This window comes from Butyricimonas sp. DFI.6.44 (assembly GCF_022132345.1).
Classification (GTDB): Bacteria; Bacteroidota; Bacteroidia; order Bacteroidales; family Marinifilaceae; genus Butyricimonas; species Butyricimonas muris.
On sequence record NZ_JAKNJD010000006.1, the window covers coordinates 116,737 to 128,961 of the forward strand.

At 43.5% G+C, this 12,225-nt stretch carries 8 protein-coding genes, 1 CRISPR repeat array and 3 riboswitches; all 8 genes read right to left on the reverse strand.

Translation table 11 applies throughout. From position 1 onward, the window contains the following. Nucleotides 1–56: 56 nt before the first annotated feature. A riboswitch (cobalamin riboswitch) is annotated at nt 57–241 on the reverse strand. A 255-nt stretch (nt 242–496) separates the two neighbouring features. Then, nucleotides 497–1,252, reverse strand: coding sequence for a hypothetical protein (locus L0M98_RS09780; RefSeq protein WP_227215755.1), 756 nt, complete (start codon nt 1,250–1,252; stop codon nt 497–499). Nucleotides 1,253–1,274: 22 nt separating this feature from the next. After that, nucleotides 1,275–2,744, reverse strand: a complete 1,470-nt coding sequence (locus L0M98_RS09785; protein ID WP_227215754.1) for a DUF5074 domain-containing protein — start codon at nt 2,742–2,744, stop codon at nt 1,275–1,277. Nucleotides 2,745–2,909: 165 nt separating this feature from the next. Continuing rightward, nucleotides 2,910–3,118: riboswitch (cobalamin riboswitch) on the reverse strand. A gap of 182 nt (nt 3,119–3,300) precedes the next feature. Beyond that, nucleotides 3,301–4,320 carry a PKD domain containing protein gene (locus L0M98_RS09790; RefSeq protein ID WP_227215753.1) on the reverse strand — a complete coding sequence of 340 codons (1,020 nt, stop codon included), beginning with the start codon at nt 4,318–4,320 and terminating at the stop codon, nt 3,301–3,303. A gap of 7 nt (nt 4,321–4,327) precedes the next feature. Next, nucleotides 4,328–5,668 (reverse strand): DUF5074 domain-containing protein, encoded by a 1,341-nt coding sequence (locus L0M98_RS09795; protein WP_227215752.1) that lies wholly within the window; start codon nt 5,666–5,668, stop codon nt 4,328–4,330. Nucleotides 5,669–5,716: 48 nt separating this feature from the next. After that, nucleotides 5,717–7,738, reverse strand: a complete 2,022-nt coding sequence (locus L0M98_RS09800) for a TonB-dependent receptor plug domain-containing protein (protein WP_227215751.1) — start codon at nt 7,736–7,738, stop codon at nt 5,717–5,719. A gap of 10 nt (nt 7,739–7,748) precedes the next feature. Further along, nucleotides 7,749–8,897, reverse strand: a complete 1,149-nt coding sequence (locus tag L0M98_RS09805) for a DUF5074 domain-containing protein (RefSeq protein WP_227215750.1) — start codon at nt 8,895–8,897, stop codon at nt 7,749–7,751. Between the two features lie 96 nt (nt 8,898–8,993). Further along, nucleotides 8,994–9,203: riboswitch (cobalamin riboswitch) on the reverse strand. Between the two features lie 130 nt (nt 9,204–9,333). Continuing rightward, nucleotides 9,334–10,839: a CRISPR direct-repeat array (repeat unit 47 nt; unit sequence GTTGTGATTTGCTTACAAATTAGTATCTTTGACCTATTGGAAACAAC). 108 nt (nt 10,840–10,947) lie between these two features. Continuing rightward, on the reverse strand, nt 10,948–11,280 hold the full coding sequence (gene cas2 / locus L0M98_RS09810) for a CRISPR-associated endonuclease Cas2 (protein ID WP_099290946.1): 333 nt from the start codon (nt 11,278–11,280) through the stop codon (nt 10,948–10,950). A 4-nt stretch (nt 11,281–11,284) separates the two neighbouring features. Then, nucleotides 11,285–12,217, reverse strand: coding sequence for a type II CRISPR-associated endonuclease Cas1 (gene cas1, locus L0M98_RS09815; RefSeq protein ID WP_186974584.1), 933 nt, complete (start codon nt 12,215–12,217; stop codon nt 11,285–11,287). Nucleotides 12,218–12,225: the final 8 nt, after the last annotated feature.

Genomic DNA, 12,225 nt, shown 5'->3' on the forward strand with positions numbered 1-12,225 from the left:
CGAGAAAAGATCGTGTATGGCAGAGAATTGTCTTTTTCGCTTTTCACCCGAAAGCTCCAATTTATTTGCAATCGGCAGGTCTTCTGACTTACTCTCGCTTTTGAATCTCCTTCCCGTCGACAGCGTGACAGTGGATTATTGATTCAAGCGTTGAATAGAGCTTACAGCTACGGGTATAGTGCGGGATTTTCACCTGCTTCCCTGTTCGTCACCGGAGTGAACCGAATGCATGGCAAATGTATGATAAAATAATTGTATTTCAATAGTGGTTTTCAAATAAAATAATTTTATTGGGATTGATGTTTTCTATTGTGCTTATAATAAGTATAATGTGTTTTGTTTTTGAAAATTGTTGGCTCAAAAATATGGAACTTGATTGCTTGATGTAGTTTTTTTTTCTTTAGGTTTGAATTGATTTGTGTAAAAAAAAAACGACCGAAAATTTTACTTTTCGGTCGGTCTTTTTTATAAGTGTATTATCCTGCTATTGTTTTTCTTAATTATTGGGTGCGGCTTTCAATAATTCCGGTCTGGGATCAACATTGTATTCTGCCGAATTAATCGTGGAGAACGTCCAAGCATCCCAAGAATTATTTGCTAATGAACGTTGAGCAACTAGATATTGTGAATAATCAAATCCATCCGGTACTGTCGTTGCGTCAGTCCAGCCTAACCAATAACTTGCGTAGGCTTCGTACCAGCCGCCCATCCAGAGGTCTTCGGGAGAAGAGGTTTTCATACCGTCTAAATTATCCCCATTCTTTTCTTGATAGATGCCGTTCACGAAGTCCTTTTCTGTTAAAGTGAGAGAAGAATTACTGATTTTAATTTTTCCATCATTATTTCCGTCATACCCGAATCCCTTGATTGTGACTCCCCCGAAATTATTTCCGAGAATAACGTACAAGCGAGTATCTTTTTTTGCGATAGCTTTAACCATATCTATTCCCGTTGCACCGGAAGCCCAACGGTATCCCCATGCCAAGAAATGAATTTCATCATCAGTGGGATTCTCAATATCTGAGGCTGTTACCCATTGGATCGTAAGTGCGGAACGGTTATTTCCCGTTCCTGTCCAGTTTTGGATATCATTAATAGAATTGACGGATTGAAGATTTTCATTTACAACTAAAGGCGTTGTATTTGTTTTTAAATCTTCCATTTCCGCTAAGATGGATGTATCCTCGTTACAAGAAGCTAAAAAGCCGATAAATAATAAGGCTATGAAAGATTTTGATAATAAACTTCTCATTGTTTTGATTGTTTTAAATGATTTACTTGAAGTTATAGGTAAAGAATACATTAGCAGGATAATCCGTGTAATTTGCGTAATCACGACTTATTCTGGCATAATTTTCGCTCTCGGGATTAATGCGGCTGAAATCAAAAATCGTGATATGGTTCGTGTGGCGTTGTGAGCCAATTCCCTTTACCGTGTTTAAAAAGACCTCTCCCGTGATAGGATGAACAGCACAAGTATTATATACCAATGGCTTACTCGCGTAGTTCCCTTCCCAGAAATCAGAAGAAGCGGGAATCCAATTTTTGGCATCAATCATGTATTTTGTTTCATTTGTACTGAAAATGTGACGATAAATTGTTGTGGTCGTGTTGCTGATATATATCGTATCTCCCTTGGCAGTGATGTTCGGTGCGGCAGGTTGCGATGCTCTGATACGCAAAAGTGAGGCTGCTTCACCTTCCAATTGATTTTGTGCTAATATTTCATATGATTTCGGGTCGATTTTGTAGATAATACCGCCTTCATCCGAGGCCCAAAGGTTTCCGTCTGTGGCTTTGATTAGCCCGGAAATCTGTTTCTTCCCGAATGCAATTGTATGTGCAACCTCGTTTTTGCCTCGTTCGATAACTATGACCGTGTTTCTTCGTGAGGCAAATAATTTTCCTTCTGCCACAGCCATGGTATTTTTCCGGGCGCCTTGGGTGCCTTTGATTAGAGTCGCTCTGTGATCATTTGCCACTGTTGACGGGTGCATTAGGAAGATGCCATTCCTATTATCACGTATATAGATATCGTCATCTCCCAATACGGCAATGTGTGTTGGCCAATACGAGAAAGTGGTATCGATTACTTGCACCATCTTTCCCTCGTCTTCATAATAACTCGTGTCTATTCCTAAGATAAAAGGATCATGAAAAGAACGTTCTTTTTTTAATGTTTCAGCATTGCAAATGGTTAGAAAACCACCCCCGTTTCCTCCATTTTGGGATACGATATACATTTTGTTGTTTTTGATATATAGGTCTTGGCACACATCTCCTAAATACTCGCCGTTCACCTTGTAATATACATTAGGGGTAATATCTCCTTCCGGGCTGATGTAAATCAACGAGCCGTGAGTCGTAACTAACCCTTCATTCAGTATAAAAGTCCCGTTTTTATACTTACCGGGATTCACGGTAATCGTTGCGGTTTTGGTCGTCGTGCCGTCTGAATTTTTTGCGGTCAGGGCTAGTTGGTAGGTGCCGCTGTTTTCTGCTTTGAACACGTATGTGTCACCTGTCGAAACCTCATCGTTGTCCAGTGCCCAACTAAACGTGTTTTCCAAAGCATTGGTAACTTCCGCCCTGAACACGATGGAATCCGTCAACTCCATGGAATAATTCCCTTGCGCGAAACCCACGATGGGCAGGGTTGGGATGTAGTCATCATCATCACTACACGCGCTAAACAACGAGATCATCAATCCCCACACGATAAAAAAGAAATACAACTTCTTCATAACTGTTTTTTTTGAATTAATTTTATATATTAAAAAACGCAATAATTAATTCATACCCATGTATCCCACGTGGATACAAACATTTCTGTTTGTAGGAAAAAGATGGCGTCAAATATCGACTTGTAAACGGTACTGGCGTTTATGTTCTCCTTTCCCTTTGAACATGAAACATATTAGCTTGTGGCAGGTCTTCTGACTCGTTTCCTTCTCCGGGGCTTCCTTCCCGTCCCTCGTGTCGGGGACAGTGGATAAAGTATGCCCGGGAAGTATAGTGAAACTTACAGCAGGGGATTCTGTTCAGGATTTGCACCTGATTCCCTTTTCATCCCGAAATGCGATACGCGAATCGGGACACCACTCACTTCCATTATTCTTCGCGAAGATAGAGGAATGATGTTAAATAATCAAGTATTTTTTTTATTTTATATTCAAATCGCACTCCTTTTAGTCTATTCTTAAAATGTATTGATGATGTGGAAGTAAAAAAGCTCCCGGATTATTCGGGAGCTCAAGTATAAAATTATTTTTTAGTTAAGTATTTTGGAATATGCTATTGCTATTTGATGCCTGCTGCTTTCAACAAGCGGGGTATGGGTAGGATATTTTGTTCCGCATCATTAATCGGGGAGAATGTCCATGCATCCCAGCACTCGTCTTCCAGTTCCCGGTTACTGGCGTAGAAATTGGAATACTCGTACTCTTCCGCTTCCAGTACGGCTTCCCCGTATCCCAACCAGTAGGATGCATAAGCCACGTACCAGCCACCCATCCACCAGTCGCCTTCGCTGGTAACCCTGACGTCGTCAATGTTATCCTCTTGCTTTTGCACGTATATGCCATCCGTGAAATCCGCTTCTGTCAAAGAAATCCCCTTGTATTCTCTTTTGTCGTGCTCGAAATCATCGCTTTCAATCGAGATTTTCCCGTCACCGTTGCCGTCATAACCGAACCCCTTGATAGTAGTCCCTAGGGCATCGCTCGAAACGATGACGAACAAGCGGGGAGCACTCTTGGCAATGGCTTTAATCATGTCAAATCCCGTGGGGGGTATCTTCCCTTTTTGCGGTTTATTCCACTTGTATCCCCACGCCCGGAAAAAGACATCCTCGTCTGCCGGGTGCAATAAATCCTCCACCTCCGGTTTTACCCATTGTATCGCCAGCACCGAGCGGCAATCGCCTTCGCCCGTCCAGTTTTTGACATCCGAGATTTTGAAACCGTCCTGTACCGTGATATACGTGCTGTCCGATGCCTCGCCCAAGATGTTGGATGCCGTCACCTTGATTTTATACTCTCCCTCTGTGGCGGACGAGAACTCGTATATCGTGTCTGTTGATGTTGCCTTCCCCTCCACGAACCATTGCAGGTCAGCATGCGTGGTGTTGATGATATTCGCTCTTAATCTTACTGCTTTCGCGGGAAGAATAGCATTTTTCAAGCTCAAGTTCTGTACAGACACCTCCGGTGCGGTAAGAGGCATCTCCGGTTCATCTTCTCCGCCATCATTATCGCTACAGGAACTCCACATTCCCGTGATAGCCAGAATAGCTAATATATAAAATAAATTCTTTTTCATGAACCGTTTATTCAAAATTATAAGTGAAGAATGTGCCGGCGGGGAATGCCGTGTGATTTTCGTAATTTGCACTTAATTCTGGTTCATCCCCGCTAAAGTTGAATACACTGATGTTATTAATCTTGTAGTCTTGGCCGTATCCTTTTATGGAATTTAGATAAACTTCTCCGGTAATCGGGTGAACAGCGCACGTGTTGTAAATGATACCGACGTTGTCGACCATCGTTTTGGCATCCACCATTAATTTCGTTTCTCCCGTGCTGAAAATATGACGGTAAATTGTTGATTTAAGGGCACTCATGTATAGCGTGTCCCCTTTGGCTGTAATGCTGGGGGCTGCTGCGTATGATGGGTTCAGAAGGCTTTTTGCTTCCTCTGATACAGTGCTGCTTCCTAGTTTGGCGTATGTTTTCGGGTCAACTTTAGTGATTTTCCCGGATGCATCGGAAACCCAAAGATTCCCGTCGGATGCTTTAATTACACCGGAAACATTCCCGTCAAATTCAATCGTATTGCTAATTGCATCTTTACCTGCTTCAATTACGACAACCGTGTTTTTTACTGTGGCAAAAACTTTCCCGTCAGCAACAGCCATTGTATTTTTCCGAGCACCCTTTGTGCCTTCAATAAGAGTGACGGTTCCGCTTGATGGTTGAAATCTTTTTATTCCATTATTGTCACGTAGGTAAATGTTATCATCTCCTAGTACTGCCACGTGGCTAGGCATACTCACCTGTCCGTTAAGTTCTTCCTGAAATTTTCGCTCCCTTTTCAATGTTTCTGCATTGAGGATGGTTAAAAAGCCTCCGTCATCACCCCCGTTTTGTGAAAGAATATACATTTTATTGTTTTTGATGAATAGATCTTGGCTTTGCTTTCCCAAGTCACCTCCGTTTTCAAGGTAATAGGCGTTATCTGTCACCTCTCCTTTAGGATTAATGAAAATTAAACTCCCGGGACTGCCCATGGGTGATTCGTTTACGATAAAAGTACCATACTTGTATTTCCCGTGAACTTCGATTGACGTGGAAGCGTGATTGCGGCTATTTGTAGTGTATGCTATAACAGAAACATTATAATTACCAATACTTTCTGCCGTGAAGGTATAAATAGAATCTGTTGCCACTTTTTCCCCGTTTACAAACCACTCCAAACTTGTTTCCGTTGGGTTGTCAACTTTGGCTTTCAGTACGATAGATTCCATCGGGAGCGTCGAAAAACTACCACTCTCGCTTTCGATGGTTACGGTCGGTGGTACGGGTGTCCAGTTATCGTCATCATCACTACAAGAACTCAAGAATCCTACAAATATTCCCAAAAATAAAAGTGCTAAATAAAACTTCTTCATAATTCTAATTTTCATCATGTAATATTATATAACTTGTTTATTCTTCCTCTAAAATTCCCACATCAGCGACACGAGGCAGTTTCGCAACGGCATCGGGTAGTACTGCGTGGATTCGTAATAAGTGTCCAGTAGATTGTCCACCCGTATCTGCGGGGTGAGGCTCATCCCGTTACGGAACTCGTGACGGTAGCCTGCCAATATATTGTGTACCGAATAGGGGTCAGTAGCGTATGCTTGGTCGGTCGTGATAAAGCGTCGCCCGATGTAAGTCACTTGCCACGAGAAAAAGGCTCCCCGGTAATCGGCGGCAACCCGCACGTTCCATTTGAAGCGTGGCACGTAAGGAATCTGCTTCATGTAAGAGCCGTCGTCCTCGTGCTGTTTCTTGCGGGTACGGGATTGCGACCAACTGTAATTACCGGATGCGTTCACCTTTAAATCCCCCATCTCGTATGTCAGCTTCCCGTACAGTTCCACGCCTTCCGAGCGCACGTTGCGGTGATTCTGCGGCGTCCACACCCATTGATTCCCGTCCTTGGGCAACCATAGTATCCAGTTGTCGATATACATCAAGTAGCCCGATACCTCTGCGTCCAGCGATAACCCCCGGTACAAGTGTTTCCGGTAAGCCACGGAAGCGTCATACGAGTACCCGTCTTCCGGCTTCACCTCCGGGTTGCCTCCCGGTCGCCAATAGAGGTCGTTCATGCTTGGGAACCGATAGTTGTAAGCCATATTTCCCTTTACCTGCAACTCTTTTTCCCACAGGTTGAATACCACGCCCGCCGACCACGTGGATACTCCCCGGCTATCGTTTTGCTCGAACATATACTGCCCGTTCAGCATCATCCATTCCACTGGGGTCCACAACGCCGATGCCTGCCACGACAGCACGTTACGGTGATGGTGGAATGGCGGTTCCACCACCGGGATATCATAATCCACGTCGCCCAGCGTGTATTTCGACGAGTCAATATCAATGTAACTGCTCACCCGTATCAAATCGTGCGAGTAAGTCAGGCTTGTCCCCAGCACGAGATTTTCCCGCGGGGTACACGTGTAGTCTGCAATGCCTTGCCACGTCTGCGATTGATTTTTAGTACCCTCGGGGTCGAACATCCCCCCGGCGTACCATTTGTCGTACTTCTGCCGGTAGTACAGCCACGCCGCTTTCACGTGCAGGGCGTGTATGCCCCGGGTGAAATCCACGCCTACGTATGCCCGGAAATTCGTTTCCCGCTGTTTCTCGTGTGATTGGTTCACCACCCCAAGCGCGGGGGGCAACATCCGTTCGCCCTCTTGATACCATGCTACTGCCGTCAACCGGGTGTAGTGCGACAACCGGAAATAACCTTCTTGCATTGCCGCCCATTGCGTGTAATCGGCATCCTGCCGTTTCTCGCGGAAGGGGACGTTGGTCAGAATCTTGTTCAAATAAGTATAGTTGTTATCCGAGTGCTGGTAATACAGGCGGGTTTTGAAACTTGATTTCTCTCCGCCTGTGTTTACTTGTGCCCCCGTGGTGTACGTGCCGTAGGAACCGTACTCGCCCAGCACTTTCCCGCTTACTCCCTTTCGCCAATCTGGGTCGGTGAATAGGTTGACACTTCCCCCGATGGCTCCCGTCCCGTTCTTCACGTGGCTGCTCCCGTAATACAAGTTGATATTGTCCGTGAAGAAAACCGGGATTTGCGAGAAATCGAACGTTCCCGACATCGGCGGCGTGATATTGATGCCGTTCCAGTTCACCCGTGTTTGCGAGGGACTGGCTCCACGGAAGGAGGCGGTCGACAAGGCTCCCATCCCGAGGCTCTTGATATAAATAGCCGTGTAGTCCGTCAGTAACTCCGCCAACGAACGGGTTTTATTCGCTTGCATGATTTCCGGGTCTATGCGGCTAACCTTCGCCCCGGCATTTGCCTCGTTGGCGTGTTGGATACGTTGACTCACCACTTGCACCGTGTCGAGAGTCCCGTGCATCGCCACCGAATCCCGCCGCTGTGCCTCTGCCTGCATCCCGCCGCCCAGCGTGAAACAGGCACATAATCCTATCGTTATTTTTTTGAGCATAATCACTGTTTTATTGTTGATACCCGGGGAAATACACTTGTCCGGGATAAACACCCACTTTGTGGCTTACCCTTCTCCCGTCTTTCAGGTAATGACGGATATAACCTCTTTGTGCCGTGTAATCCAAACAATCGCACAGGTAAACGTCGCCTTCGGGGCTAACCGCGAACCCGTACATCATACCCACGCCCGGCAGGTCGTAATAATGTTCGAATTCACCCGTCGTCACGTTCATTCGGTACACGCTCTGTTGTTCTTTTTCGCCCTTGGCGTTTTCTTCTGTCGCACGGGTTTTCACGTTGAAGTATATCCATGTTCCCGTCGGGTCGATATCCGTGCGGTTGTAATTGATATAGCCGATAATCTCGCCCGGGGTCTGTGAATTCGGGTCGCCGATGGGGAGGGTGTACGATTTTACCACTTTTTCCCGTTTCGGGTCTACGCCTTTCAGCGTGACGCCTGTCACGACACCGCTCCTTTTCTGGTACATCAATCCCCAGATTATGCCGTCTTTGTCTATCAGCATCCGGCACGTCTTCGTGTACTCCTCGTTGTATATATCCTTGATTACCCGGGCGTACTCTTTATTGATATTGTTGGCATCGAACACGTACAAACCTCCCTGCGTCATGCCGAACACTTTATTTTCCGCCACGACCAGATATTCCACCCATCTCGGGATTGAAATATATTCCAGCGGCTTCCCGTAAGGGGCTACCGTGCGAATACGCACCAGTTGTCGGTTCAAGTCGGACACGACGGCTTCTGTTTCCGAGATAGGCACTATCTGTCGCGGGTAACCCGCCTGCGTGTAGAGTATCGTTCCCTCGGATTTGAACGTCACGGGATTGACCACCTCGATTTTCTTCGAGTTATTCATCGCCACGAAATACTTTCCGTTAATCAGCGTGATGGATTGTGCCACGTCACCCATCGGGCGGTGGTTCACGTCTTGAAAGGCATCTACTACCACGGTACTGTCTTTGTATATCACCGATATCGCCCCGGCGTTCGTGTTAATCAACCCCTCGTTCAGCACGAGAGCCTCGATATCCCCGTCGCCCAGCACCCCGTCGGGATAAGGCATCCCCGGTTTGTCGCACGACGCTAACGTCATGCTAATCCATACGATTGCCAGAAAATAAAACCACTTTTTCATGAACATAAATTCCCTTTTAGTCAGAAAAAGGCTTGACGTACACGGTCGACAATTGTTAAGCTATCGGCGTTCACGTTCTTCCTTCCCCTTGAACGTTAAACAATGTTGTGCATGGCAGGTCTTCTGACTTGTTTCCTTCCCGGCGTCCTTCCCATCCTTAAAATGGACAGTGGATCATGAGTGCCGGAGAAGTTGTTACGAAACTTACAGCAGTGGATCTGTTCAGGATTTGCACCTGATTCCCTATTAATCTCACGTAAGATTGTAGAATATCTCACACGAGAACCATAACGCCGCAAAAATAATACGTATTTTTTAATATTACTAATGAATGGGGAAAAGATTTATTTCGTTAGGAGCACGGTCTATCTCTCGTTATTGCGAGTTTTAGCATTGAGATTTATCTTGATCTTAGATTGTAGCCATATTGTTGTGTATTGTAATTTACATATAAATTAGTATCTTTGACCTATTGGAAACAACATACGGTTCCGGGGGAAGAGTATGACAAGTGTTGTGATTTGCTTACAAATTAGTATCTTTGACCTATTGGAAACAACAATTCATCAGAAGGAAGCATTTCTTCCCAGTTGTGATTTGCTTACAAATTAGTATCTTTGACCTATTGGAAACAACTTCCGGAGTAGGTTGTTTTTGAGAGTCTTGTTGTGATTTGCTTACAAATTAGTATCTTTGACCTATTGGAAACAACTCAACGGATATACATTCGGTTAGAAAAGTGGTTGTGATTTGCTTACAAATTAGTATCTTTGACCTATTGGAAACAACTTTCAAGGTGAGAACAAACCCGAGAAATCCGTTGTGATTTGCTTACAAATTAGTATCTTTGACCTATTGGAAACAACCGAATTTGTCAGCCCATTCTTGCAAAACAGTTGTGATTTGCTTACAAATTAGTATCTTTGACCTATTGGAAACAACCTCTCAATTGCAACAACGATACATAAAAGGGTTGTGATTTGCTTACAAATTAGTATCTTTGACCTATTGGAAACAACCGCTGATTGGAATCTACTCACAGAATCAGAGTTGTGATTTGCTTACAAATTAGTATCTTTGACCTATTGGAAACAACTTTCAAAGTGAGGACGAACCCACGAAATCCGTTGTGATTTGCTTACAAATTAGTATCTTTGACCTATTGGAAACAACGATATCGTTGCAAGGGCTTAAATGAAATCGTTGTGATTTGCTTACAAATTAGTATCTTTGACCTATTGGAAACAACTAACACATTCGGGTGTCTCTCGACAATACCGTTGTGATTTGCTTACAAATTAGTATCTTTGACCTATTGGAAACAACCATACTTCTCTCCACAGAATGGACAGTATGGTTGTGATTTGCTTACAAATTAGTATCTTTGACCTATTGGAAACAACTTTCAAAGTAAGGACGAATCCCAGAAATCCGTTGTGATTTGCTTACAAATTAGTATCTTTGACCTATTGGAAACAACTCTATTTCTGTAAGGTTTTTACCCTGTACAGTTGTGATTTGCTTACAAATTAGTATCTTTGACCTATTGGAAACAACTTTCAAGGTGAGAACGAATCCTCGAAATCCGTTGTGATTTGCTTACAAATTAGTATCTTTGACCTATTGGAAACAACATACTCACGAAGACGAACATAAGCAGCAGAGTTGTGATTTGCTTACAAATTAGTATCTTTGACCTATTGGAAACAACGCGGACTACCGACGTTACATAGAAGCCGCAGTTGTGATTTGCTTACAAATTAGTATCTTTGACCTATTGGAAACAACGAAAATGATGTTATCAATCCGGTATTAAGAGTTGTGATTTGCTTACAAATTAGTATCTTTGACCTATTGGAAACAACGCGAACTTCTTTATAAGGGTGTGACCGTTCGTTGTGATTTGCTTACAAATTAGTATCTTTGACCTATTGGAAACAACTCAATCTTTGTTATTGTTTGAATAACAAAGATTTATATCTTGAAATAGGAAAGAAAAAAGGGATAGAATCCTTACAATAAATCTCACATAAAAGTGGGATTTATTGTTTTAAAATAATTCCAATTGTTGGCCGGGAGAATCGGGTGCTTGTGGTTTATGTCCATAAAATAATTCAATACTTCCAAATTGTTTATCTGTGATGCACATAATTCCTACTTTTCCAAATTCAGGAAGAAAGGATTTCACTCTTTTAATATGGACTTCTGCATTTTCCATGCTAGCGCAATGGCGGATATAGATAGAAAATTGAAACATAGTAAAACCATCCCGTTGTAAATTTTTCCGGAAATCGAAATATGCTCTTTTATCTTTTTTAGTATCTGTTGGCAAGTCGAAGAAAACAAGTATCCACATAATACGATATTCACTGAAACGATCCATGCTACTATCGTTCGGGATAAACTATTTTACGGCTTTCCCCGCAAAAACATTTATAAAGTGAAGCTGTTGTTTGGCCTACAGCTACCATTAGAGGGCTACGTCTACCATTAATAACAACTTCTAAAGTTGGGATCGTGAGCAAAGATGCTTTTAATTCTTTTGTTAACTCAATAGGTATATCGTGTGCGTTCGTTAATTGAAATACCAGTTCGTCCACGTAAGGTCGGTAGGGTTCCATGATATCATCAGCAAGGCAATAAGCGTTATAGCGATTATGATGATGAATCCCTAGAGTCGGTAACAAGCCGCTTGTGACAAGTCCTCGTGCCACGATGGCACGTAAGATTGCATAACCGTAATTCAATAGATTGTTGGGAGGAATACCTTCACGTTCGCGAGTGAATCCTTTTATGTTGCTAAATAATAATTTCCAGTAATATGCCGCGGCTCGAGCTTCTAAATTGTCCGGGTCGCCGCTTCGTACGTTATTTGCCCAAACACGCATACATTTTATTTCCTCGTGAGTGCAAAGGCTTAATACGGTTGCTTGATTATTTATTTTGGTTTGAATGGTTTGTTGCCAAAGCTGTTTCTTTAGAGGTACAGAGGCGTCTAATTGTTCACGGAAACGTTCATTTTGTGTTGTATTACCATAAAGTGGCAACATAAGACCTACAGGCATACTTTTACTGTCGCAAGTGATAAGCGCACAATTGTTTTCCAGTAAAGCTTCAATGACCCCGGATGTAATGGTGATTTGTTTGTTGTCCAGTATTACAATGCCTATATCCTCGATAGCCCGGGTTGTTTCAGCTTGTTTTTTTAGAGTTTCGGGAAGAGATGTGCTTTTTTCAACTTCGGGCAATTTGATGACTAGTTGCCCGTTTCGTAAAGAAAGATATACGGGATTGCCAAAATAGAGAGTTTTCTTGATCATGGTGTAAA

Bases quoted from the DNA above. Each gene is read 5' to 3' on its own strand.
- L0M98_RS09805 (WP_227215750.1), bottom strand. From the start codon at position 8,897: ATGAAAAAGTGGTTTTATTTTCTGGCAATCGTATGGATTAGCATGACG.
- cas1 (WP_186974584.1), bottom strand. From the start codon at position 12,217: ATGATCAAGAAAACTCTCTATTTTGGCAATCCCGTATATCTTTCTTTA.
- cas2 (WP_099290946.1), bottom strand. From the start codon at position 11,280: ATGGATCGTTTCAGTGAATATCGTATTATGTGGATACTTGTTTTCTTC.
- L0M98_RS09800 (WP_227215751.1), bottom strand. From the start codon at position 7,738: ATGCTCAAAAAAATAACGATAGGATTATGTGCCTGTTTCACGCTGGGC.
- L0M98_RS09785 (WP_227215754.1), bottom strand. From the start codon at position 2,744: ATGAAGAAGTTGTATTTCTTTTTTATCGTGTGGGGATTGATGATCTCG.
- L0M98_RS09790 (WP_227215753.1), bottom strand. From the start codon at position 4,320: ATGAAAAAGAATTTATTTTATATATTAGCTATTCTGGCTATCACGGGA.
- L0M98_RS09795 (WP_227215752.1), bottom strand. From the start codon at position 5,668: ATGAAGAAGTTTTATTTAGCACTTTTATTTTTGGGAATATTTGTAGGA.
- L0M98_RS09780 (WP_227215755.1), bottom strand. From the start codon at position 1,252: ATGAGAAGTTTATTATCAAAATCTTTCATAGCCTTATTATTTATCGGC.